Below are 23,024 nucleotides of genomic sequence, written 5' to 3' on the forward strand. Positions count from 1 at the left end.
TAGCCCGACTGCGGCCGGCTTTCCAGCAGCCCGCGGCTTTCCAGCAGCAGATACGCGTGCAGCACGGTCGTGATGCTGATCCGGTGCTGCTGGCTCGCCTGCCGCACCGACGGAATCCGGTCGCCGTGCCGGTACACGCCCTGGCGGATCAGGCGCTCGATGTCGTCCGCGAGTTTTTCGTAGAGTTTCATCGTGCGTCTCCCGCCGGCATGCGCAGCCGCGCCGCCCTGCCGTGTGCGTCCGGCACGCACGTGTTTCGCCCGCCGACCGGGCCGTCGTGATTCCTGATCCTTCCCTCCGGTTTTGCCTTTTCCATCGCGGCTCTCTCTTGAAGATGCGCCGGCAGGGTTCCGGTACGACTGGATCCGCGGCACTGTGCACTTGATGGTGGAATCTTAAGAGCAGAACAGTTGACGGCGAGTACACACATCGACCACGCGAACAAGAGTACAGTTCGGCGCGAATCGCGCATGGCGGGAGAACTGTACGTCTTATGAAATGGCCTGGCGGCCGGAAACCGCGCGCGGCGCGGCCGGATCGGCCTGGAACGACCGCGACACGGGCATTCGTTCGACCGTCTCGCCGGGGTGCAATACTGTGCGGCCGCACGGTTTTTCATGGCCGGAGTCAGCCCCGCCGCGCATGCGATCGAACGGGCCGCCGCCCCCCCGGCGCCTTGATCCGCAACGCCCGACCAGTACAGATGATGAAATGGTGTCAGAACGTAACGACTGCCCGCGCATCGCGCGCCGCCGGCCCGGAAAACGCCGATGACTGATCGCGACCTCGCCGCGCGGCTCGTCGCGCGACTGACCGGCAGCGCCGACCATCCGCGCTTCACCGGCGCGCCGCTCGACCTGTCGACGCTCGATGCGCACACGCTCGGTACGGTCTGGCCGGCGCTGCGTCGCGCCGAGCACGACATCGTGCTGCGCGACCACGCGTACGACGACCCACGCGCCGAATTCGCGCGCTGGCTGCGCGGGCAGATCGACGCGCTCGGCCTCGTGCCGCTCGTCGACGCCGATGCCGCGCTCGAACTGTTCCGCGACATTCCGCCCGGCGGATGGAAACGTGCGCTGGAAGACCTGCCCTGTCTCGACGCGCTGCCGTCGCCCGCGCTGCAGGCCGAACTGGCGCGCATCGCGGGCGAACCGGAAGACGGCGAACCTCGGGCGAAATCCGCGTATGGCGCGTATGCGCTCGACTGGTTCGCTGGCCGCCGCGACTTCTCGGCGCGGCGCGATGCGTACGCGCAGGCGCTGGCGGATTCGCCGTTTCGCCTGCGCGAACTCGACGTGTTGCCTGAACTCGGGCCGGCCGCGCTGCTCGCGCTGGCCGCGACGAACGACGGCTATTTCGCGCCGAAACGGCTGTGGCTCGACTTCGGCGACCCGGCCGTCACGCTCGCGGAAGACGCCGCGTACGTCGCGTTCGCGCGCGACGCGCTGACCGAGGCCGCGCGACTGGTCGCCGCGCTGCACGCCGGCGCCGTGCCGTACGAGGCCGATCGCGCGTTCACGACCGACGACGCGCAGGTCGTCGCGCGCGCCGCGCGCGTGGCCGCCTATCGCGACGAAGCATGGCTGCGCCCGCTGATCGGGCCGCTGCTGACCGGCGTATGCGTCGCGCCGACGACCGCGAAGACGGTGCCGTCGCAGTCGCTCGCGATTGCGCTCGGCCATGCGGTCGAGACGATCCCGACGCCGGAGAGCGTGCGCGCGCTGCGCGACGCGCTCGCCACGGTGCGTCATGCGGGCGTGCAGAAAAAGCTCGCGCGCAACCTGAAGCCCGCCGAACGTGCGCTCGGCGAGCGGCCGCACACCGCGCTGCGCATGACGCTCGACGCGAAACCGGACAAGAAGCAGCTCGCGATGCTTGCCACCTGCATGGAAGCCGGCTTCTGGCAGCCGATGTCGCTGGGTCATGCCGAATGGCGCGAGCGTCTCGTCGATACGCCGGCCGGCGCCGCGTTCTCCGCGCGGATGATCTGGCAAGCGTGCGGCCGCGATGGCTCGACGCAATCGTTCATCCCCGACATCGAGAAAGGCAAGGTCGTGCCGCGCGACGCGGCCGGGCACGCATGCGAGATCGCCGACGACTGCACGATCCGGCTATGGCATCCGCTGCTGGCCGACGCGCACGAGCGGCTCGCGTGGCAGCGCACGATCGTCGACCGCACGCTCCGGCAGCCGGTGCGGCAGGCGTTCCGCGAGTACTACGTGCCGGCCGACGGCGACGCGTCGGCGAGCGATTCCGCGATGTTCGAAGGTCACGTGCTGTCGAGCCGGCCGCTGCTCGGCGTCGCGCGCCGCGAAGGCTGGTCGATCCGCGCGTACGACGACGGGCTCGCCCGTGAATTCGGCGACGTGCGCGCGACCTTCCTCGTCGATGCGCGGCTCTATCCCGGCACGGAGGGCCACGGCACGTCGCGCCGGCTGGTCTTCGAGCGCCGGCACGACCGGCGCTGGGTGCCGGTGCCGATCGGCGAGATCGACGCTGTCGTGTTCTCCGAAGTGGCGCGGGCGGTCGACCTGCTGGTGAGCGTGGCCGCGTTCGCGCTCGACGACCCCGCGACACGCGCGGCCGCCGCTTCGCTCGCGGCGGACCCGGCCCGCCAGCGCGACCTCGAAACCGAACGCCGGCAGCGCCTGAACCGGTTGTCGGCGCTGCCGCTCGGCGTGATGGCGCGGCATCGCAAACACGTGCTGTCGCTCGTGTTCGCCGAACCGGTCGCGCAAGGGAAGATCACGATCGACGATCGCCACGTGCACGTCGGCGCGTGGTCGGTGCATTGCGCGACCGGCCGCGTGACGCGCGACGGCGAGCCTGTCGACGCCCCGCTCGAGCCGCCGCCATCGCCGCTGCGCGCGGTGCCGTGGCTACCCTACGACGAGGCGCTGCTGCAGCGGATCGTCGACGTCGTCGCGCATCTGCTCGAGTAGGCCTTGCGAACGTGCGTGCCCGCCGTCAGATCGACCCGAACAGCGCGCGCGGCCGGTCCTTCAGCGTGCCCGCCAGGATCCGCAGCCCGTTGACGAGTTCGTCGCGCGTGGCCGGACACGCGAGGTTGATGCGCACGCCGTGCTCGATTTCCGCACGGTCGACCGCGAACGTCGACGACGGCATCACGATCACGCCGCGCGCCTTCGCATTCGCGGCGAAGTCGTCGGCACGCCACGGCGGCGGCAGCCGCAGCCACACGAACATGCACGCCGGGTCGGCCTTCAACTGCCCGGCCGGCAGCAGTTCGCGGGCGAGATCGACACGTGCGCGGATCTCCGCGAGTTGCGCGGCCATGATCCGCTCGGCGGTGCCGTCCTCGATCCACACCGTGGCGATCAGCATCGAGGTCGGCGCGGGCATCCATGCAGTCGTGCGCACGGCCTCCGCACACAGTGCGACGCTGTCGCGCGGGCAGCTCAGGTAGCCAAGGCGCAGCCCTGGCGCGAGGATCTTCGACGTCGCGCCGAGATGGAACGTCAGCTCGGGACACAGCCCCGCGATCGCCGGCAGCCGGTCGCGCACGAGCGGGCCGTACACGTCGTCCTCGATGATCGTCACGTGATGGCGGCGCGCGATGTCGACGAGCGCCATCCGGCGCGCGAGGCTCATCGTCGTCACGGTCGGGTTCTGCAGGTTCGGCACGACGAAGATCGCCTTGACCGGCATGCGCTGGCAGATCCGCTCGATCTCGTCGGGCAGCAGGCCGTCGTCGTCGGCCGGCGCGCTGACGATCTCGAACTGGAATACCGGCGCGAGCGCCTTGAGGCCGTAGTACGTGAGGCGATCGGCGACGATCACGCCGTCGGTGCCGATCAGGCTGTTCAGCACCGCATACAGCCCGTGCTGCGCGCCGCTCGTGACGACCACCTGGTCGCGCGACGGCGTGAAGCCGGGCGCGGCAAGCCACTGCGCACCGGCCGCCCGCGCCCAGTCCGGGCCCTGCGGCGGCTGGTACTCCTGCAGCGCGCCGAACCGCGGGTCGCTCGGCAGCGTGCCGAACGTCTGCGCGAGGCTTGCGAGAAACTCGCCGGTCGCCGGGCGGTTCACGGTCAGGTCGATCACGCCGTTGCCGGCCGCGAGCGCCGCGCGGGCCGGCGCGATGCTCGGCATCGCGCCGCCGGTGACGAGCGAGCCGCGCCGCTTGCTGCCGATCACGAGGCCGCGCAGCTGCAGTTCCTTGTACGCACGCGACACGGTCGACACGTTGATGCCGAGCTCCGTCGCGAGCTGGCGCTGCGGCGGCAGGCGACTGCCCGGCGGATACGTGCCGCTGCGGATTTCCTCCTCGATCGAGCTCGATACCTCGACATAAGTCGGCCGTTTCGCCTGCGCCGGCAGGCCGCCGTCACGCTCGCCGGAAAGTTTGTCTGATGCCATTTGTCGCCCGTGACCACACAAAAAGCGTTTGTCTGCCGTTTTGACTTGCCCAGCGATTGTATATGACATCCCCGCCCCGTCAAACGCTTAAGGAAAAGTCTGCGGATTCAGCGGTTTGAAATCGGGTAAACACCAACACCACACAATCTCTTTTTGATTGCACACAAAAAATTACTGTGTGATTCTTGATCGCAACTTTGTGTGAACCTTGTGGACCGGAGGGGAAGCGTCATGGCGAACGTCGCCATCGTGGGTGCGGGCTTCATCGGGCTCGGCGCGGCGGCATGGCTGCAGCGCGACGGGCATCGCGTGACGCTGTTCGATCCGGCCGGCGTCGGCGAGGGTGCATCGTTCGGCAATGCCGCGACGTTCGCGCCGTACGGCTGCGTGCCGGTGAACGGGCCGTCCGTGTTCCGCGAGCTGCCGCACTTCCTGTTCGCCGCCGACAGCCCGCTGCGTATCCGCTGGCCGTACCTGCTGCACGGCGCACCGTGGCTCGCGCGGTTCCTGCTCGCATCGACGCCCGCGCGCCACGCACGCAGCGCGAGCGCGCTGGCCGCCCTGTTGTCGCGCGCTGCCGACGGTTATGCGCCGCTGCTCGCCTCGCCGCGGCTCGCGGCGTTCGTGCGGCCGCGCGAATGCCTGTACCTGTATGCGCGGCAGGCGTCGTTCGATGCCGCGCAACCGTCGCTCGCGTTGCGACGCCGGCTCGGCGTGCCGTTCGAGACGCTCGACGCGGGCGCGATCCGCGCGCTCGAACCCGCGCTCGCGCCGATCTTCACGCGCGGCGTGCTGTTCGTCGGCAGTTGGCATTTCTCCGATCCGCACGGCTTTCTCGGCGCGTTGTTCGCGCACCTTTCCGCCGGCGGCGCGACGCTCGATCGCGCGCGCGTCGAGCGCATCACGCCTGCCGGCGATGCCGTGAACGTGCAGGCGGGCGGGACGGTCCGCGCGTTCGATCACGTCGTCGTCGCCGCGGGCGCCCGCTCGCGCGAATTCGCGGCCGCATGCGGCGATGCGGTGCCGCTCGACACCGAGCGCGGTTATCACGTGCAGTTCGGCGCGCCCGGAGAGCGCGTCACGCGGCCGGTCGGCTGGGCCGAACGCGGCTTCTATATGACGCCGCTCGACGAAGGGCTGCGCGCGGCCGGCACCGTCGAGCTCGGCGGCTTCGACGCGCCGATGAACCCGTCGCTCGTCGCGCTGCTCACGCGGTCCGCGCGCGAAGCCGTGCCGTCGCTCGGCGCGCCGACGCGCAACTGGCTCGGCTTCCGGCCGACGCTGCCCGACGGCGTGCCCGTCATCGGCCACGCACGCGGCAGTGCGCGCGTGATCCATGCATTCGGTCATCAGCATCTCGGCGTGACGCTCGCCGGCATCACCGGACAGCTCGTCGCCGACCTCGTCGCCCGGCGCGCCCCGCCGCTGGACCTCGCGCCGTACCGGGCCGCGCGATTCTGACGCGCGCCACGCCCCCTTCCACCCACGCAAGGAGAAGCATCATGAATCGTCGTCACTGGCTGGTATGGCTGGCCGTCTGCTCGATCGGCACGGTCGCGGGGTCGGCGCTCGCAGCCGACCCGGAAACCGTCAAGATCGGCTTCGCCGGCCCGCTGACGGGGCCGGTCGCGCGCGTCGGCAAGGATCTGCAATACGGGGCGCAGCTCGCCCTCGACGAGGAGAACGCGAAGCATCCGACCGTCGGCGGCAAGCCGGTACGCTTCGTGCTCGACGTGCAGGACGACCAGGCCGATCCGCGCATCGCGATCCAGGTCGCACAGAAGCTCGTCGACGACGGCGTGGTCGGCGTGATCGGCCACTACAATTCCGGCTGCAGCATTCCCGCGTCGGCCGTCTACAAGCAGGCGAACGTCGCGATGATCACTCCCGGCTCGACCAATCCGCAGCTGACGATGCAGGGCTTCAAGAACGTGTTCCGCACGATGGGGCACGACGGCGTCGGCGGCGTGGTGGCCGGCCGCTTCGCGGTCGAGCAGTTGAAGGCGAAGCGGATCGGCATCATCGACGATCGCACCGCGTTCGGCCAGGGCCTCGCCGACGCATTCGAGAAAGGCGTGAAGGACGCGCACGGCAGCATCGTCGGCCGCGAATACACGAACGACAAGGCCGTCGATTTCCGCGGCATCCTGACGACGATGAAGAGCAACAACGTCGACCTGCTGTTCTTCGGCGGGCTCGACGAACAGGGGGCGATGCTCGTCAAGCAGATGCGCTCGCTCGGCATCCGTGCGCAGCTGTTCGGCGCCGGCGCATTGAAAAGCAACGCATTCCTGAAGATCGCCGGCAACGCGGGCGAAGGCACGCAGGATCTGGAGCCCGGCCCCGCGCTCGACAAGCTGCCGTCGGCCGTCGCGTTCGCGCAGCGCTACAAGGCGCGCTTCAACCAGGACGTCGAGCTGTATGCGCCGTTCGCCTACGATGCGGCGCTCGCGATGATCGCGGCGGTCCGCAAGGCCGATTCGCTCGATCGCGGCAAGATCGTCGCGAGCCTGCCGGGTGTGGCGGTGACCGGGGTGACCGGCAAGATCTCGTTCGACGAGCGCGGCGACCTGATCAAGCCGCCATACACGCTGTTCCGCGTCGAACAGGGGCAGTGGCACAGCATTCGCACGGTCGGCGGCGCGTCGAACTGATCGACGCCGGGCAGCCGACGGCGGGCGGCGTCACCGCGCCGCCTGCTGCCGCTGCACCTCCTGCGCTTTCATCTGCAGATACGCGCTCCGCTCGACTTCGTGCAGTTGCTGCGGATACTGCTCGGTGGCATCGAACCAGCGCGCGAGGCGCTGGTCGAGCGGCTTGTCGAGCGTCGCGAGATACGTGTCGATCGCGAGGTAATAGCGCATCGTGTTGCGCTCCAGTAGCCCGCGCACGCCGCCGACGTATTGCGGCTGCGTGGCCGATGCACCGACGTTCGTGAACCCGACCTTGTCGCTGCCGACCGTCGCGAGGTAGGTCTTCATCGCCATCCGGCCGACCGTGCCGAAACCATACGAATACGTGAGGTGAAGGAACGTGCGCGACGCGCCGACCGGCACGGCCTCCAGCGCGATCCGGTAATCCTTCGTGCCCATCGGGCCGCTGTCGGCGGCCAGATCGACCTGGAAGTAGTCGGGCGTCGCGGCCGCCACGCGATAGCGGAACTGCACGCGATAGGTGTCCGACAGCTTCTGCTGGATCTTGCGGCCGAGGTTCACGTCGAGCACCGGCCCGTTGCCGCCGCTCGACGCATGACAGTATTTCGTGTTCAGGTGCAGGATCAGCACCGCGCACCAGTTCGCGGGGCCCTGCGCGGGATCGTCGAGCTGGCCGCTCACGACCGCGAACGGATAGTCGACCACCGCGTAGATGTCGCCCTTCAGCGACGACGACGCCTCCGCCGACTCGAGGTACAACGGCCGGTGAAACGCGTTGTCCTTCAGTTGCGCGCCGAGGCTGCGATAACGATCGAGCAACGCGGCCGCGCCGTTCGCGCCATCGGCGCCGAACGACAGCGCGCTCCAGCCGACGCACAGCGCCGCGACGCACGCGTGCCAGACGCGGCGGGCACGCCACGTGCCGCGCGAATGTCCGGATGTCTCCATTCTTGTACTCCCTGCCGCGCGATGGGCGCGCGCCTGTGTCACAGAATACGCCTGCATGCCGCGCGCTGCCGCTATCGGTTCCGCTTCACCGGCATCGGCAACTGCGCGGCGGTGATCCGGATCAGCGCGGCCAGCCACTCGCGGTCGTCCCAGCGATCGCCGGGGATGACGAGGTGCGGCTTCGCGGCCGGATACGGCGGCGCCTCTTCGCAGGCGCCGAGATACGCGCGTCCTTCCGGTGTCGGCTTGACGAACAGCCGGTCGTCGCAGACGAGCGCGACCATCCTGCCGTCGCAATAGATGCCGTATTCCCCGAACATCTTGCGCGCCGATACCGTACCGGCCGCCGCGCTCTGCTCGACGATGAAATCGACCGTGCCCTGGCTCGATGCCATGCGCTGCTCCTTGCAAAAAAAATTATGACCGCAGCGTACACCGACCGTTCCGTTGCCTCGGCGGATACGCCGTGGCGCGTCATCCATTCGTCGACGGAAAGCGTGTTCGGTCATGGACCGGCGTTCCCGGCCGGCCGTCTCCTGACACAGCTGACAGTTACATCGCGGCGCGATGAATCGTCCAATGGCGCTTCACGAAAATCCGGCCTCGATCGTATGTCGGGCGCGACGCGCCGGCGATCAGGCCGCACAATGAAGCATCACGAATCACGACGAGGATGTCGATGAGCGTACCCGCCAACCTTCCCGCATGGCTCGGGCAAGCCTACGAACGATGCCGATCTCTCGTCCCCGGCGCGATGCGGCGCGAGACGGTTCCGGTCGACGACGCCGCATGGCGCGTCACGGCTGAAGACGTCATCGCCCCCGACGACGTTCCGTCCGTTCCGCTCGCCGCCTGCGACGGCTACGCGCTGCGCGCGGCCGATACCGCAGCGGCCTCCCGCCGCGAACCCGTCGAGCTCGATTGCGAACTCCGGCTGGCCCCGCTGGCGTCGCGAACGGCCAGCCCGGCCGCCCGCGCACTCGACGCACGGCAAGCGGCCGGCATTCCGGCCTACGTCGCGATGCCGGCGCACGCCGACGCGGTTGCGCCGAAGGCCGAGCATCGATGGATCGACGGGAACGCGGGCGCACGCCTGCGCTTCCATGCGCCGCTCGCGGCCGGACAGCACGTGATCGCCGTCGGCAGCGAATTCCGGAAAGGACAGGTGCTGCTCGCGAAAGGGATGCGGATCACGCCCGCACGGCTGGCGGGGCTGATAGCCGCGGGCGTGCGCGACGTCGTCGTCACGAAGCGGCCGCGGATCGGCGTCGTGATCGCGGGATACGACGTGGTGCCGCCGGGCCATGCACGCGAGCCCTGGCAGCGATTCGACTCGCTGGGTCCGTATCTCCGCGCGGTACTGCGGCAATGGGGATACGCGGTGCCGGCCGCGGAAACCCTGCCGTTGCCCTCGTCGTTTCCGTGCTCGCCCGATACGGAACGCGACGAAAGCGTGTTCAAGCAACAGCTGGGCGCGCTTTCCGGGCGCTATGACCTGATTGTCGGCGCCGGATTGCCGGCGGGCGCGCCGTTCGAGATGCGAGGCCTGAATGCGCAGACGGTCTACGCGAACGATCGCGAGACGATCCGGATCAGGCAGACACCCGGCGAGCGGTTCAATGTCGGGCGAAGCGACGACCGTTCGCCGCCGACGAAGTGGACCGTGCAATCCACCCGGCCGGACGGCGTCGTCTACCGAACGGAAACATGCGTCGGTTACGACCAGGCCGTGCTGGTCAATCTGCCCGGCCATGCGAGCGGCGTCGCCGTGCTGATGCACACGATCGTTCCGCACGTGCTCGACCTGCTGGAACATGTTGCGGCACCGGGCCCTTGCTGGGAAACCGCGCTGACCGCGCACGACATCGAACCCGATGCCGAATGCAACGGGATGCGATGGGGCTGCCTGTCCGCTACCGAACGCGGCGAATCGCGAGTCCGCCTGCTGCCGTTCCAGGGCGACGGGCCGATTCGCGGTGTCGCCGAGGCCGATGCGCTCGTCGCGATCCCGGCGGGCGTCGAGGTACTGCCGGCCGGGACGCCCGTTCTGTTTCTGCGGCTGGATGGCACGAGCGCGCGCGCCTCGCACGCCGGCGTGACGCCGGACGAAACCGCGAACGTTCCGGCGCAACCGCGGCAGACCTCACCTTCTCCCGACGTACCGGTTGCCGGCCCCGCGACGCCTGATGTTCGCGAAGCGTGGCAACGCATCGAACGTGCGATCGCCGCTCATCCCGCCAGCTTGCCGGGCGGCCTGAACGGGCCGGCCGACGATCATGTGCTGGCCGAATTGCCTGCCGCACTGGGCGCGACGCTGCCCGATGACGTGATCGACAGCCTCCGGCTGCACGACGGGCAAGCCGATCCGGACGCCGTCTTCACCGAAAGCGATGCGCTGCTCGGCGCGCAGGAGATCGTCGCGCAATGGACGATCTGGCGGACACTCGTTTCCGGCGGCGATTTCGCCGGCATGACGTCGGAACCCGATGCCGGCGTCCGCGATGACTGGTACAACCTCAAGTGGATTCCGTTCACGCACGACGGCAGCGGCAATCATCTCTGCATCGACCTCGATCCCGCGCAAGGCGGCGTGAGCGGCCAGGTGATCCGCGTGTGGCACGACGACGAACTGCGTGAGCGCGTCGCATCGAGTTACGCGGAATGGCTCGCACGCGTGGCGGCGGAACGCGACGGCCCGGCCGCCGACTGACCGGCTCGCGCAAACGGGTGCAAACGGGCGCGAGCGCCGCCGCGCCATCCGCTTACTTGTCGGCCGCAAACGCGCTCGACATCTGCCGCGCGCGCTTCACGTCGTCGCCGTGCAGATAAATCGACGTCGTCGAGATCGATGCATGCCGCAGGTTGTCGCGCACGGTCGTCAGCTCGGCCCCGCGCGCAAGCGCGTGCGTCGCATGCGTATGCCGCATCCAGTGCGGGCTCGCCTGCCGCAGCTTCTGCGCGAGCGCCGGGTTATCGGCTTCGACGGCATCCGCCGTCTGCGCAAAGAAGCGCTGCATCACCTTCCACAGCCGCACGCTCGTGATCGCGGCCGCCTCGTCTTCCGCGAGACTCGCGATCAGCGGCGTATCGGGCCGCCAGCGCACCGGTGTGACCGGCAGCCGGCGCGCGACCAGATAGCGGTCGAGCGCCGTGCGCGCGAGCGGCGGCAGCGCGACGCGGGCGGCCTTGCTCCCCTTGCCGATCACCTTCAGCCATGCGTCGCCGTGCGCATCCGTCTCGATGCCGCCGAGCGTCGCGCCGACCAGCTCGCTCGCGCGCAGCCCGGTCGCATAGCCGAAATCGAGAATGAAGCGCAGCCGTTGCGCGGCGGCCGGCGTCCAGCCCGGCTGCGGCGCGCCGTCAGCCGCGCGCGTCCGGAACTCGAGGCCGTCGGCGATCGTGCGGACCAGCAGCCACTCGCCTTCGGTGAACGCATGCGACGTGTCGAGTGCGTTCGCGCCGCGCGTATCGCGCACCTTCACGCCCGCGAACGGGTTCGCGAGCAGGTAGCGCTGCTCGATCAGCCAGCGGAACAGCGCCCCGAGCACCGATAGCGTGTACGCCGCCGACCGCGCGGACAGCGCGCCCGAGAACGGCCGCCAGTCGGGCGCGCCGCGCGGTCGCACGGGCCCGACCCAGCGTTCGTGCGGCGTCGGGCGCCGGATGAACGCGCGATAGGCGACCGCATCCTCGGTCGTCAGCGACGACAGCGCGCGCCCGCGCTCGACGATGGCCCACAGGATCAGCCGCTCGGCTTCCTTGCGGTATGCACGCCGCGTCGCGGCCGATTCGTGCAGCGACAGCCACGCGTGCACGGCCGCGTAATCGTTGTCCGCGTCGAGCGTGCTGGTCGCGCGCGGCGCGCGGAACGTGCCGGCCGAGCCGTCGACCTCGTGCGGCAGCTTCAACTGCTCCCACGGCACGATGCTGCCGCGCGGCGTCGCGGCGATCAGCGCGCGCGCCCGCTCCGTCAGGTCGGGATGCTCGGCGAAAAATGCCTCGATGCGCCGCGCGCCGGCCACGCCGAGGCCCGCGATCGCGGTCCACCACTGGCGCCGGCGCGGAATGCGTACCGTCAGGTCGGCCAGCGTCGCGATGCCGTGCGCCCGCAGCGCGACGACCGCGCGCGCGGGCAGCCAAAGGCCGACGTCGTCGCTGATCTGCGGCAACGGCGCGCGCGCGTGACGCAGCAGGCCGATTGCTTCGGTCGCGGCCTTCGCCTCCCGCACACGCTCACCGTCGGGATGGCCGAGCCGTTCCGCGAGATCGGGGCGGCCGGCCTGCCGCGCGACGCGCACGAGGCGGCGGCGAATGGCGCCGATCACGCCGCGCGCGGACCGTCCTGCGCCGAGGCGATCGGGCAGGTAGCGTTCGACGGCCTGGCGCACGGTCATGCCCGCGTACCACGCGCGCAGCGCGGCCAGTTCGTCGGCGTCGGGAAAGCCCGCGGGCGCAGGCGCGGCATCGGAGGAAGGCGGTGAAATGAGGCGCGGTTTCATGGGCGCCAGTTTGACAGAAGCGTGCGCGGCCGGGTACACGCGGCCGCGCGTCCCGGCGTCACTCCTCGCCTTTCGGCCCGGGATTGAGCATCACGACGAAGCCGGCCACGCCGACGATCAACGCGATCGCGCCGCCGCGCAGCGCCGTCGGGGTATCGAACAGCAACCCCGTCACGACGGCCATCATCCCGGCGAGCGACACGAACACGGCGATCGCCGCGACGACGATGCGGTACTGGCGACGTATCATCGCGTGTCGTCCGCGTTACGCTGCCGCGGCAGCCGCCGGCTCGTCGGCATCGTCGCCGCGAATCAGCAGCACCGGACATTTCGCGCCGCGCACGAAGTGCTCGGCGACGCTACCGAGCAGCACGCGGCGGATACCGCGCCGCCCGTGCGTGCCGACCACCGCGAGATCGATGCCGCGTTCCTTCACGTAGCGCTGCAGGCGTTCCGCGATATCCTCGCCGATGCTTTCGGTCTCGACGAGTTCGGCCTCGCCCTTCGCGCCGGCCAGCGCGATGACCTGTTCGGCTTCGCGCAGCACCTTGCGCCCGTCGTCGCGGATTTCCTCGATGAGCGCGTGCGGATCGAAACGGCCCGCATACGTGAACAACACCGACTTGTCGACCACGTACACGGCGCTGACGTGCGCGCCGGCCGCCAGCGCCACCTTCACGGCCTCGGCCAGCGCCCGTTTCGACGAAGCGCTGCCGTCGACGGCCACCATGATCTTTTCGTACATACGAACCTCGCTGGGGTGAACGCCGCGCGCCCCCTCGCACGCGGCCATGTCACCATCATCGGCCGACGCGGGGGCCGGATATTGACGATCGTCAACCCCGGCCGGAACCGTGCATGCGGCAAACCGACGCGACGCAGGACCGGCCTCTTGCGTCGTCGGCAGCGCGGCGAACCGGGCGGATGACCGGCCCGCCGAGGGGCTTTCGAGCGGCCATCGCGCCGAAGGCGCTATCATCGGATGTGCGACTTTCGTCCGGCCCTTTTTTGCCGGCCCCACTTTCAACTCGCTCAACCGACATGACAACGACTACCGAACGCGTGGACGGCGCCGCCCAGCATCTCGTCGCCGCCCGCCATGCCGGCTCGCCCGGCCCGCTGCTGCCCGATGCGCTGCGCCCCGAGGACGTCGACACCGCGCTCGCGATCCAGCAGCGCGTGGCCGACCTGCTTGGCGAACCCGTCGGCGGATGGAAATGCGCGCTGCCGCCGCCCGACCGCGTGATCCTCGCGCCGATCTTCGCGTCGACGATCCGCGAAGCCGATGCGCCGTACCGCGTCGTCGGCGGTCCGATCGTGCGGATCGAACCGGAAATCGCATTCGTGCTCGACCGCGACCTGCCCGCGCGCGCGCGGCCCTATGAAGAAAGCGACGTGCGCGCGGCGATCCGCGAAGTGCGCATCGTGCTCGAGGTGCTCGGCTGCCGCTACGCGGAGCCCGCGCGCGCGTCGAAGTTCGAGTTGCTGGCCGACGGGCAATTCAACCAGGGGCTGTGCGTCGGCCCGGTCGTGCCCGACGGGCTGAACGTGCCGCTCGAGACGCTGGCGCTGTCGTTCGAAGGCGCGCTGAACCGCACGATCGACGGCCGCCATCCGGACGGCGATCCGCTCAAGCCGCTGGTGTGGCTCGTCAATTTCCTCGCGGCGCGCGGCGAGGTGGTGCGCGCCGGGCAGATCGTGACGACCGGTTCGTATGCGGGTGCGATCGACGTGCCGCTCGGCGATGCGCTGACGGTTCGCTTCGGCGAGCTCGGCAGCCTGTCGGTGACGTTGACGGCGTGATCGATCCGGCGCGTGGCAGCAGGCGCACGGCGCCGTGCACCCGCCGCACGCCGTGATACCGTTGCACAACGTCGCGCGTTCCGGCCCGAAGGCCGCCTCCCCGCGAACCGCCTTTACGCCCGAACCCGCCATGTCGCTGACACCGCTGCCCGCCCTGCTCGACGAAACCCTGCGCATCGTCGCTCGTCGCTACCGGCTGCCGCCGCTCGACAGCGCAGCGTCGTTGACCGACGCCACGCCTCCGGCCACCGCCCTCGCGATCGTGATCGAGGAGGCGCGCCGGATGCGGGCGGACGGCGAGGCGCCCGGCACGGCATTGCGGCAGCGCTTCATCGATGCACTCGCGCGGATGATCCGCGACGCGATGGACCCTCGATCCGGCGATCCGTCGTTTCAGGCATCGGTACTGCGGCACGATGTGCCGAACGTGCGCGAATATGCGTCGCTGTCCGCGCACGCCGAGCAGGACCGGCGCGCGCTGTACTCGGCCGTCAATGCGATCGCGCACCCGGCCAAACTCGAGCGCAGCGCCCAGACGTGGCAACGCGACGCGCTCGCGCGACTGCATGCGGCCGCCACCACCGCGTCGTGGGCCGACCTTCATGCGACGCTGCGGCAACTGCTCGCGCTGCCCGAGATGGCGACCGACACCGCTTTCGGGCAGGACATCGTCAAGCTGAAGGACAGCCCCGCGCTCGAACGCCTGTTGCATCTCGACAGGCTGGCTTCCGACGACGACGTCCGCCGCTACCGCGCGCTGTGGGTCCGCCAGGGGCCGCTCGAAGGCAGCACGATCGCGGTCGCGCAGGGCGTTGCCTCCCAGCAGCGCGGCGCGGCCGTCGAGGCGCTCGCGGCACAGGCGCTCGACGCATTGGCCGGCAGGCTCGAAGCGGTGGACGGGCAGCGGTCCTACCGGGTGGTCACGTCGATGCGCGTGCCGTCATCGATCCCCGGCCGCCACGACCGTGCCAAGACCGAGTGGGACGCGATCCTGCTCGAACGCGCACGAAGCGACGACGCGGCATCCGCATGGAACGTCCGCTTCCTCGTCGAAGCAAAAGCGTCCGCCGATGCCGCGACGACCGATCTGCCGCGGCTGCTGCGCGGCCTGAACCTGCTGGCGCAGGCCGATCCGGAAACGGTCTACGCGTTCGAGACGCACCAGGGCACGGTGCGCGTGCATGGCGCGTCGCTGCGCGCGCTGACCACCGACGCCGCCGCGCTGCAACGGGAAGTGCTCTATTGCTGCGACGCCGCCGCGGACGCGACACCGCGCCTGCTGGGCGCCGGGAGCCGGATGCAGTTGCTGTCGGCGCAGGCGAGCCTCGAATACGCGAGCGCGCTCGCGCAGCAGCGTCCCGATGCCGATCCGGACGGCCTCGGCGTCATCTGGCACGCGCTGCTGACCGTGCCGCAATGGCACGCCGTGCTGCATCAGTATCCGTCGTTGCGGCAGGTGCGCGAACTGATGGTGGCGATCGACGACCTGCGGGCCGCGATCGGCGACGCCGACGACGGGGAGGTCGCCAGCAGCGTGTACGCATGACCGGCGAGCGGCCCGGTCCGCTCAGTGGGTGAGCACGCCGAACGGCAACGTCCACCCCGCCAGCCGGCCGCCGTCGGCCCATCGCGCGTCGGTCGCGCCGCAAGGCAGCAGCACCGGCGCGGCCGCGTACTCGAGCGTTTCCTTCGGCGTATGGCCGAACTCCGCCTTGAACAGCCGGTGGAAATACTTCTCGTCGGGGAAGCCGTGCGCCCAGGCGATCTCGGCAATGCGCCGGTGCCGGCGCTGCGGATCGCCCAGCACGTGGTAGGCATGACGCAGCCGCCTGCGCGTGATCTGCCGCATCACGCCGCCCTCCTCCTTGAACAACTGATAGAGCCGCGCCCGCGACACGCCGATGTCGCGGCAGATCCGCTCGGGCGTGAGGTCCGGCTCCAGCAGGTGCACGTCGATGTAGCGGCGCACCCGGTCGACCAGCGCGTGGTCGATCGGGCCGCGCGCATCGCTCAACGCCTGCGCGGTGGGCGCCACGGCCGCGGCCAGCAGCAGCAACATCGACTGGACGACGCTCGGCACTTCGTGCGTGCGCAGGTTCGGCAGGTTCCGGAACAGCGACAGCATCTGGTCCGCGACCAGGCGGCCCACGCCGCTCGTCAGCGTCTGGCCGTGCGCTTGCGCCGCATGGCCCGGCAACAGGTATCGGGGCACGACGAGGCTGATCACGTCGCCGGCGTCGACCCGGCAGTCGTTGATCTGCGCGACATCGTAGACGAACAGGTCGCCGGCGCGCTTGACCAGCTCGGGGCCGCCCGTATGACTCGCGAGCCGCCCGCCGAGCAGCAGCGTGAAGCGGATCGAATCCTGCCCGTCGAGGCGGATGCGCCGCGGCGTTCTGCGAACCGTATAGGTCGGCGCGCGCGAGCGCCATTGCCGGCCCGACAGGATCAGCGGGCCGATTGCCGCGCCGCTCGCCTCCGCGTCGAACGGGCCAAGCCCGCCGTCGTCATCGAGCCGGTAGTCGCACAGCATGTCCTTGACCCAGACGTGGAACCGGTCCGGCTCGGGATAGTCGATCGTGCGAAACTTGAAAACAGGGACGAATGCCGCTTGATCCATGACAGTTTTTTATCGAACCGGTGGAAAAGGAGGAATCGGTTCGTCGATTATCGGACCAAATTGCGCCGGCGCAAGGCCGACGCGGCCATTCGTCCATTCAAGCGGTCGGCCGGCGCCCGCTGACGGGCGCCGTCGTCACCGCGGCCATCAGCGTTGCGGATGGCATTCCCAGTTGTTGTACGTCGGCCGATCGAGCGGCGTGAGCCCCGGAATCATGAACACCGTGCAGCCGAAACGCCGCCCCTTGCCGGTCGTCGCGTCGTAACTCACCTTCTGGCCGCCCAGCCCGTCCTTTTTCGCGTACTGCACGTTGGCGATGGTGATCTCGTCCGACGACGCGAGCCCGAGCGTCTTCGCGGTCGACGTCTGGACGTCGACCATGTTCATCTGCGTCGTGCCGCATGCGGACAGCACGAGGGCGGCGACCGTGACGCCCAAGGCGGTCCCGACGGTGCAATGCAAGGTTCTTTTCATGTTTTCTCCTTCAAATTCGTGGCGCGAACCCGTTACGAGCCCGGTGTGTAAAAACTTGCCTGCACCTGGCTGCCGACGCTCGGGACATACGACAGCCACGCCAGCGCCATCGCCCCCGTCGCGTTGACGGCCAGCGCCGGCCACGATGCGCTCTGTGCCGCCACCGTCGACGCGCTCCACGCGCCCTTCCGGTAGCTGGCCGCGATGACGGCCGATGCGCCCGGCAAGCCGGTGTCCTGCCAGGCGGCCGTCACGTTGCCGGCCGCATCGATCACGAGCGGCGGGTACTGGCCTGCCGCGCCGTTCAGGTGTTCCGTCAGCCGCTGCAGCGGCCCCCAGTTCCCGCTCGCATCGGACACGCTCACCTGCAGCGCCGCGCCGCCTTCCGCCCACATCGCGGCGGCCACGCCGTTGTCGTTGACGGTCAGCATCGGCGTCGCGATGAACCCCGTCGGCTCGACGATCGCCGGCGAAACGGGCTGCGCGGGCTGCCACCCGGTTCCGGACACATAGCGTTGCGACATCGTGGCGGTGTAGATCTTCCCGTTCGTCACGTCGATCTGCCCCCAGAGCAGCGTGATGTTGCCCTTCGCGTCCATGCCGGCCACCGGCGAGATGATCGTCGTGAACAGGCTCGTGTTCGACACGGCCTGGTTCACGTTGGTCCAGCCGTTGGTCGCGTCGTACGTGGCCGTCCACAGCGCCGAGTGCGTATGGTTGGTCTGCCGCCACGCGAGCACGGCACGGCCCGACGCCAGCACCGAGATCATCGGCCGCACGTTGTCGGTGTCGCCGGTCACCGCACCCGGCCCGGTCTGCACCGGCATCTGGATCACCGCCGCCGGCGACCACTGGCCGGCCGCGGTGTAGCGCGACCACGCGATGCGCGTATCGAGCAGGCTGATCGACTGCGTCCACGCGACGAGCGCGTTGCCCTGGCTGTCGATCCCGGCCGAATAGGTCGAACCCGCCACGTCCGGCACCAGTTCGAATGCCGCGCCCCATCCGCCGGCCGGGCTGTACGGGCGCGCCCACAGCGCGTACGTGTTGGGGCCCGGTTTCCATTCGGTCCAGAATGCGACGGCCTGCCCGCTCGCGTTGCCGACCAGCTGCGGCGGGCTCGAACTCGTCGTGTTCATCGAATGCGAGCCGTCGCCCGTGTCGAGCCGCGTCGCGCTGCCCCAGCCCGAGCCCGCGACATAGCGCGCGCCCCACATCTCGTTGCCGTTCGCGCCGGCGGGCCCGTTGGTCATCCAGGTCGCAAGCGCGTTGCCGCTCGCGTCGATCGTCACGCTGGGCTCGCCCTCCGGCCCCTTGCCGTCGACCGCCGCGGCCTGCGACCAGCCGGCCTGCGGTTGCGCGGGCCCGCCGCCCGTCGGGCCGCCGCTTGCACCGCCGCCACTCGAACCGCCGCCGGGCGAGGTCGAACCGGAAGGCGAACCGGGCGTGTTCGGTGTCGACAGCGACGCGCCGCCGTTCGGCGCGACGTCGTCGCCGCCGCATGCAGTCAGCGCGAGCGCGGCTGCCATGACCATCCATGTAATGGGTTTCATCGGAATCCTCTTGTTTTCATTTGCCGGCGCACGCGCGTCTGCGATGCGGAGAAACACGCATCGCACCGCCCGAAAGATTGATAAGCATTACTATTGAAAAGGCATGGAAACCGGCATGCGTTCGCGCCCCTGTCATGATCGAAGCCGTCGTTAGGATCGGTGCGAACGCCGCTTTCGGCAGACGGCCCCCCGTCGGGCAGCGAGGACGACGACAGGTCGTCTACCGTCGGATGTCCGTCACTGCCGGCTGCATCTTAATTCAGGCAGTCCTGATTCAAGGTGGCGTTGCGTCCACACTGAGTGGACTTCCGTTTCACCCGGCGGCGATCGACGCGACCGGCCCGCGCGTGCCGGCAACCGTTGCCGGCCGTGAGGTACGATACGCGCCGGGGCGACGCGCCCCGCCTGAGAGACCCGGCCATCGCGGCCCCCTACCCAGCACAAGAAAAATGCCAAGCAACCCATTGCTGCACCGAAACCTGTTCGCCGCGCTGGCGGCCAGCCTGCTCTGGATTCCGGCCGCCCACGCCAGCGGGGACGACGGCTGCTATGCGCCGACCACGCTCCGGCAATCCGGTTACTCGTGCGCCAACCTGCCGATGCTGAGCCCCGCCAACGACACGCGCGTCAACGCGATGCTGATGATGGTCGACAGCGCCAGGGTCGCGCAGGTGTTTCCGGACCCGAAGACCATCCCGGCGAAAGACCGGATCAACCAGATCATCGTGCCGTTCCCGATGGACTTCTCCGGATGGATCTATATCGGCCAGAAGGAAGCGGAGAAAACCGGCGGCACGCCGGACGCCGATGCCTCGTCGAACCGGTATGCCGACGGCGAAGGCAGCATCTGCCGCAGCATGAACGCAGGCGCCGATGCGTTCAACGACGCACTGACCGGCGCCGGCGGCCTCCCCGCCGACGAAGCCGCGCGGCTGCGCACGGCACGCGCCGACATCGCGCAGAAGACCTGTGCCGCCGGCGGCGCGAGCGCCGTCTGGACGAAGCCGCCGGTCAAGTCGCCGCTCGGCCAGCAGTTCGCCGCGTACCTCGACGGCACGAACGCGTTCTACCGCGCCGATTTCCTCACCGCGACCCGGTCTTTCGCGCAGGCGTCGCACAGTGCGAACCCGTGGCTGAAGGAAACCGGCCTCTACATGGCCGGGCGCGCGCAGCTGAACGCCGCGCAGGCCAACGTGTTCGACAACGACAGCCCGACGCCGACGCGGGCGCGCGTGACGAAGGTGTCGCTCGACGCCGCGAATACGGTGTTTCGCACCTACCTGAAGGTGTATCCGCAGGGGCGCTACGCGGTGTCCGCGACGGGGCTGTTGCGACGGGTCGCGTGGCTCGGCGGGAACGTGACGCAGCAGGCCGATCTTTACGGCCACGCGCTCGCGCGCTGGTCGCCGGCGACGTCGAACGTGCCGCTGATGCAGCTGGCGAACGAACTCGACAGCAAGCTGCTGTTCGGACCGGATTTCGACGCACGCCAGATCCAGTCGCCGACCGTGCTCGCGACCGTCGACCTGATGCGCATGCGCGTGTCGGACAGCGGCGATTCGAGCAGCAGCAAGCCGATCACGCTGGACGAGTTGCAGGCGCAGAAGCCGCGCTTCGCGAACGCGCCCGTGCTGTACGACTATCTGCTCGCGACCTGGTACGTGCAGATCGGGCACAAGCCGGAGGCCGCGCTCGAATTGCTGCCGCAGACGCCCGCCGCGCCGCTCGACTACTTCGGCCTGAGCCAGCAGGCGCTGCGCGCGTTCGCGCTGGAAGACAGCGGCCAGAGCGACAAGGCACGCCAGCTGTGGCGCGACCTGATCCCGCTCGCGAAATTCCGCTTCCAGCGCGAAGCGCTCGAACTCGCGCTCGCGATCAACCTGGAGCAGGCCGGGCTCGTCAACGACGTGTTCGCCGACGATTCGCTCGTGCAGAACGTTGCGATTCGCGCGGTCCTGCTGAGGCGCGCGGCCAATGCGGACCTGCTGCGCGCACAGGCGCAAAACCCGGCGGCCGGCGCCGCGCTGCGCGACGCCGCGCTGTACACGCTGCTGTACAAGGAGCTCACGCGCTCGCGCTACGCGGAGTTCATCGCCGATACCGCGCTGGTGTCGGGCACGCCGGCCGACCCGCTGAAGCCGTTCGTCGCGGCCAGCCCGCGGAAAGACGACGGCTACACGTGCCCGTCCGCGCGCGACATCGCGACGGTACTCCAGCAGAATCCCGCCGACGCGAAAGGGTTGAACTGTCTCGCCGATTTCGTGCGACTCAATCCGCTCGAGGCCAACCTCGAGGGCGATGCGTCGCCGTGGGCGCGTTACGCGCCGCCGTCGAGCACCCCGCGCACGGCGCCGCCGACCCTCGGCAACGCGCCGTCGCAGTTCGCCGGCAAGCCGTACGAGCGGATGTCGAGCTATGTGACGGTGATGGCCGATGCGCAGGCGAACCCGAACGACCGCGCCTACGCGTTCTACCGCGCGATCAAGTGCTATGCGCCGTCGGGCAGCAACGAATGCGGCGGCAAGGAAGTGCCGAAGAATACGCGCAAGCGCTGGTTCGATACGCTGAAGACCGCCTATCCGGGCAGCCCGTGGGCGCAGAAGCTCCGCTACTACTGGTGAGCGCCGCATGACGCGCATCGCGTGCGTCGCGCTGCTGCTGGCCGCGCGCGTCGCGCTGGGCGGCACCGTCGACGCCGCCCGGTACGACGCGTTCTGGCTGTGGGCGGGCGTGAAGCCGCAGGCGGTCGTGCGCGACGCGCGCACCGTCTACGTGCTGCAAGGGCAGATCGAGGCGGCGCCGCGCGACGAATCGCAAGTCCGCGTGATCGCGCAGGGCGTCGCGCTGCCGCCGGCGCCCCGCGCACGCGTGTGGCTCGTCTATCGTGCGCACACGCTGCGCTGGACGCCGCGCGTGACGCAGATCATGCTCGCGCAGCTCGAGCGCTGGCGCGCGTCGGGCCGCACGATCACCGGCATCCAGATCGACTTCGACGCGCGCACGCGCCATCTGCAGGATTACCTCGAATTCCTGCGGACGCTGCGCGCGAGCCTGCCCGCCGATTGCCGGCTGAGCATCACGGGGCTGCTCGACTGGAGCAGCCGCATCGATACCGACCAGGTCAACCAGCTCAGGGGCATCGTCGACGAAGTGGTCGTGCAGACCTACCAGGGGCGCAGCACGATTCGCGACTATGCGGACTACCTGCCGCGCGTCGCGCGGCTGCAGCTGCCGTTTCGCATCGGCGTGATCCAGGGCGGCGAGTGGGACGCGCCGCCGTACCTCGCGTCGAATCCGTGGTTTCGCGGCTACGTCGTGTTCCTGCGCAACGGCTAGCGGCCGGAACCGGGCCGGCCCGCGTGCCGCCGCTCCTCACGCGTGATCGCGAACGCGGCGCCGGTCACGCAGATCGCCAATGTCCTACGCGGCACGCGCGATCGTGCCGGCGAGCCCCGCGAGCGCGATCACGAGCAGCGCGAACGCCGATGCCGCGGTGATCCAGCGCTGCTTCCGGTGAAGCAGCGGATGATTGATCGCGGCCATGTAGCCGGTCAGGATCGTGAAATCGACCGCGATCCACAGCGCGGCCAGGATCGCCAGGCTCACGCGCGAATCCGGCGTGATCGCGACGAACTGCGGAAAGAACGCGACGAAGAACAGCAGGTCCTTCGGATTCGCGATGCCGACGAGAAAGCCGCGCACGACGCCGGGCAAGCCGCGCGGCCGCGGTACCCGTTGGGCTCGCGCGTCATCGTCGCCGCCGCGCATGCGGCCGATGCGCCATTCGCCGAGCAAGCTGCGGATCGCCAGCACCGCAATGAACACGCAACCGATCACGTGCAGCCCGTCGAGCAGGCGATCGCTGACGAGCACGACGCCGAACACCATCAGCATCGCGCCCGCGATCATCACGAGGCTCGCGGCATTCGCGCCCACCGCGGTCAGCATGCCCTGGCGGAAACCGCGTCGCGCCACGGTGCCCGTCACGAGCATGACGACCGGGCCGGGCGTCGCGATGAGCAGCACGATCGCGGCAAGATAGGCGAACAGCAGCGGATAATGGAGTGACATGACAAAAAGTTGTTCTACC

General features: G+C 69.6%; 19 protein-coding genes. 8 read left to right on the top strand and 11 right to left on the bottom strand.

Features of this window, described 5'->3' with window-relative positions; genetic code table 11:
* Positions 1-191: GntR family transcriptional regulator (locus tag AC0KUR_RS36265; RefSeq protein ID WP_143263557.1), on the bottom strand; the 191-nt coding region annotated here is incomplete at its 3' end.
* A 579-nt stretch (positions 192-770) separates the two neighbouring features.
* Here AC0KUR_RS36265 and AC0KUR_RS36270 point away from each other — a divergent pair.
* A complete protein-coding gene (locus AC0KUR_RS36270) occupies positions 771-2,945 on the top strand; it encodes a DUF4132 domain-containing protein (RefSeq protein ID WP_473377256.1) in 2,175 nt (724 codons plus the stop codon).
* Between the two features lie 25 nt (positions 2,946-2,970).
* Here AC0KUR_RS36270 and AC0KUR_RS36275 read toward each other — a convergent pair whose 3' ends face one another.
* Positions 2,971-4,383: an aminotransferase-like domain-containing protein gene (locus AC0KUR_RS36275; protein ID WP_059561300.1), complete on the bottom strand. Its 1,413-nt coding sequence runs from the start codon at positions 4,381-4,383 to the stop codon at positions 2,971-2,973.
* A 231-nt stretch (positions 4,384-4,614) separates the two neighbouring features.
* On the opposite strand from AC0KUR_RS36275, the gene AC0KUR_RS36280 reads away from it, so the two are divergent.
* The gene (locus tag AC0KUR_RS36280) at positions 4,615-5,844 is read left to right on the top strand and encodes an NAD(P)/FAD-dependent oxidoreductase (RefSeq protein WP_059561303.1); all 1,230 of its coding nucleotides are present in this window, start codon (positions 4,615-4,617) and stop codon (positions 5,842-5,844) included.
* Positions 5,845-5,885: 41 nt separating this feature from the next.
* Entirely contained in the window at positions 5,886-7,037 is a 1,152-nt protein-coding gene (locus AC0KUR_RS36285; protein WP_059561305.1) for a branched-chain amino acid ABC transporter substrate-binding protein, read from the top strand.
* Positions 7,038-7,067: 30 nt separating this feature from the next.
* Here the strand turns inward: AC0KUR_RS36285 and AC0KUR_RS36290 are convergent, their stop codons facing one another.
* Both AC0KUR_RS36290 and AC0KUR_RS36295 read right to left on the bottom strand, forming a co-directional pair.
* On the bottom strand, positions 7,068-7,985 hold the full coding sequence (locus AC0KUR_RS36290; RefSeq protein ID WP_473377257.1) for a hypothetical protein: 918 nt from the start codon (positions 7,983-7,985) through the stop codon (positions 7,068-7,070).
* A gap of 71 nt (positions 7,986-8,056) precedes the next feature.
* Positions 8,057-8,380, bottom strand: a complete 324-nt coding sequence (locus tag AC0KUR_RS36295; RefSeq protein ID WP_034189565.1) for a TfoX/Sxy family protein — start codon at positions 8,378-8,380, stop codon at positions 8,057-8,059.
* A 284-nt stretch (positions 8,381-8,664) separates the two neighbouring features.
* Between AC0KUR_RS36295 and AC0KUR_RS36300 the strand changes: the two genes are divergently transcribed.
* Entirely contained in the window at positions 8,665-10,695 is a 2,031-nt protein-coding gene (locus AC0KUR_RS36300) for an SMI1/KNR4 family protein (protein WP_473377258.1), read from the top strand.
* A 52-nt stretch (positions 10,696-10,747) separates the two neighbouring features.
* Here the strand turns inward: AC0KUR_RS36300 and AC0KUR_RS36305 are convergent, their stop codons facing one another.
* The 3 genes from AC0KUR_RS36305 to AC0KUR_RS36315 are packed head-to-tail and all read right to left on the bottom strand — an operon-like array spanning position 10,748 to position 13,229.
* The gene (locus tag AC0KUR_RS36305) at positions 10,748-12,484 is read right to left on the bottom strand and encodes a phage integrase family protein (protein ID WP_473377259.1); all 1,737 of its coding nucleotides are present in this window, start codon (positions 12,482-12,484) and stop codon (positions 10,748-10,750) included.
* Positions 12,485-12,542: 58 nt separating this feature from the next.
* Complete coding sequence (locus AC0KUR_RS36310) at positions 12,543-12,734, bottom strand: DUF2964 family protein (protein WP_034189563.1); 192 nt, start codon at positions 12,732-12,734, stop codon at positions 12,543-12,545.
* A gap of 15 nt (positions 12,735-12,749) precedes the next feature.
* Positions 12,750-13,229, bottom strand: coding sequence for a universal stress protein (locus AC0KUR_RS36315; RefSeq protein ID WP_034189562.1), 480 nt, complete (start codon positions 13,227-13,229; stop codon positions 12,750-12,752).
* A gap of 296 nt (positions 13,230-13,525) precedes the next feature.
* Between AC0KUR_RS36315 and AC0KUR_RS36320 the strand changes: the two genes are divergently transcribed.
* A complete protein-coding gene (locus AC0KUR_RS36320; RefSeq protein WP_034189561.1) occupies positions 13,526-14,287 on the top strand; it encodes a 2-keto-4-pentenoate hydratase in 762 nt (253 codons plus the stop codon).
* A 130-nt stretch (positions 14,288-14,417) separates the two neighbouring features.
* Positions 14,418-15,833, top strand: a complete 1,416-nt coding sequence (locus tag AC0KUR_RS36325; RefSeq protein WP_473377260.1) for a 3-deoxy-D-arabino-heptulosonate 7-phosphate synthase — start codon at positions 14,418-14,420, stop codon at positions 15,831-15,833.
* 21 nt (positions 15,834-15,854) lie between these two features.
* On the opposite strand, the gene AC0KUR_RS36330 is transcribed toward AC0KUR_RS36325, so the two are convergent.
* The 3 genes from AC0KUR_RS36330 to AC0KUR_RS36340 all read right to left on the bottom strand — a co-directional run bounded on the left by AC0KUR_RS36330 (position 15,855) and on the right by AC0KUR_RS36340 (position 18,934).
* Positions 15,855-16,907, bottom strand: a complete 1,053-nt coding sequence (locus tag AC0KUR_RS36330; RefSeq protein WP_034189559.1) for an AraC family transcriptional regulator — start codon at positions 16,905-16,907, stop codon at positions 15,855-15,857.
* A 147-nt stretch (positions 16,908-17,054) separates the two neighbouring features.
* Entirely contained in the window at positions 17,055-17,381 is a 327-nt protein-coding gene (locus AC0KUR_RS36335) for a hypothetical protein (protein WP_051701020.1), read from the bottom strand.
* 32 nt (positions 17,382-17,413) lie between these two features.
* Complete coding sequence (locus tag AC0KUR_RS36340; RefSeq protein ID WP_473377261.1) at positions 17,414-18,934, bottom strand: hypothetical protein; 1,521 nt, start codon at positions 18,932-18,934, stop codon at positions 17,414-17,416.
* Between the two features lie 449 nt (positions 18,935-19,383).
* On the opposite strand from AC0KUR_RS36340, the gene AC0KUR_RS36345 reads away from it, so the two are divergent.
* Positions 19,384-21,555 (top strand): PA5441 family protein, encoded by a 2,172-nt coding sequence (locus tag AC0KUR_RS36345; RefSeq protein WP_473377262.1) that lies wholly within the window; start codon positions 19,384-19,386, stop codon positions 21,553-21,555.
* Positions 21,556-21,562: 7 nt separating this feature from the next.
* Positions 21,563-22,270 carry a DUF3142 domain-containing protein gene (locus AC0KUR_RS36350; RefSeq protein WP_034189556.1) on the top strand — a complete coding sequence of 236 codons (708 nt, stop codon included), beginning with the start codon at positions 21,563-21,565 and terminating at the stop codon, positions 22,268-22,270.
* A gap of 84 nt (positions 22,271-22,354) precedes the next feature.
* On the opposite strand, the gene AC0KUR_RS36355 is transcribed toward AC0KUR_RS36350, so the two are convergent.
* Entirely contained in the window at positions 22,355-23,005 is a 651-nt protein-coding gene (locus AC0KUR_RS36355) for a LysE family translocator (protein ID WP_473377263.1), read from the bottom strand.
* Positions 23,006-23,024: the final 19 nt, after the last annotated feature.

Source organism: Burkholderia sp. YHN3-13 (assembly GCF_055810675.1).

Excerpts from the sequence above, each read along its gene's own strand:
- AC0KUR_RS36270 (WP_473377256.1), top strand. The coding sequence starts at position 771 with ATGACTGATCGCGACCTCGCCGCGCGGCTCGTCGCGCGACTGACCGGC.
- AC0KUR_RS36275 (WP_059561300.1), bottom strand. The coding sequence starts at position 4,383 with ATGGCATCAGACAAACTTTCCGGCGAGCGTGACGGCGGCCTGCCGGCG.
- AC0KUR_RS36280 (WP_059561303.1), top strand. The coding sequence starts at position 4,615 with ATGGCGAACGTCGCCATCGTGGGTGCGGGCTTCATCGGGCTCGGCGCG.
- AC0KUR_RS36285 (WP_059561305.1), top strand. The coding sequence starts at position 5,886 with ATGAATCGTCGTCACTGGCTGGTATGGCTGGCCGTCTGCTCGATCGGC.
- AC0KUR_RS36290 (WP_473377257.1), bottom strand. The coding sequence starts at position 7,985 with ATGGAGACATCCGGACATTCGCGCGGCACGTGGCGTGCCCGCCGCGTC.
- AC0KUR_RS36295 (WP_034189565.1), bottom strand. The coding sequence starts at position 8,380 with ATGGCATCGAGCCAGGGCACGGTCGATTTCATCGTCGAGCAGAGCGCG.
- AC0KUR_RS36300 (WP_473377258.1), top strand. The coding sequence starts at position 8,665 with ATGAGCGTACCCGCCAACCTTCCCGCATGGCTCGGGCAAGCCTACGAA.
- AC0KUR_RS36305 (WP_473377259.1), bottom strand. The coding sequence starts at position 12,484 with ATGAAACCGCGCCTCATTTCACCGCCTTCCTCCGATGCCGCGCCTGCG.
- AC0KUR_RS36310 (WP_034189563.1), bottom strand. The coding sequence starts at position 12,734 with ATGATACGTCGCCAGTACCGCATCGTCGTCGCGGCGATCGCCGTGTTC.
- AC0KUR_RS36315 (WP_034189562.1), bottom strand. The coding sequence starts at position 13,229 with ATGTACGAAAAGATCATGGTGGCCGTCGACGGCAGCGCTTCGTCGAAA.
- AC0KUR_RS36320 (WP_034189561.1), top strand. The coding sequence starts at position 13,526 with ATGACAACGACTACCGAACGCGTGGACGGCGCCGCCCAGCATCTCGTC.
- AC0KUR_RS36325 (WP_473377260.1), top strand. The coding sequence starts at position 14,418 with ATGTCGCTGACACCGCTGCCCGCCCTGCTCGACGAAACCCTGCGCATC.
- AC0KUR_RS36330 (WP_034189559.1), bottom strand. The coding sequence starts at position 16,907 with ATGGATCAAGCGGCATTCGTCCCTGTTTTCAAGTTTCGCACGATCGAC.
- AC0KUR_RS36335 (WP_051701020.1), bottom strand. The coding sequence starts at position 17,381 with ATGAAAAGAACCTTGCATTGCACCGTCGGGACCGCCTTGGGCGTCACG.
- AC0KUR_RS36340 (WP_473377261.1), bottom strand. The coding sequence starts at position 18,934 with ATGAAACCCATTACATGGATGGTCATGGCAGCCGCGCTCGCGCTGACT.
- AC0KUR_RS36345 (WP_473377262.1), top strand. The coding sequence starts at position 19,384 with ATGCCAAGCAACCCATTGCTGCACCGAAACCTGTTCGCCGCGCTGGCG.
- AC0KUR_RS36350 (WP_034189556.1), top strand. The coding sequence starts at position 21,563 with ATGACGCGCATCGCGTGCGTCGCGCTGCTGCTGGCCGCGCGCGTCGCG.
- AC0KUR_RS36355 (WP_473377263.1), bottom strand. The coding sequence starts at position 23,005 with ATGTCACTCCATTATCCGCTGCTGTTCGCCTATCTTGCCGCGATCGTG.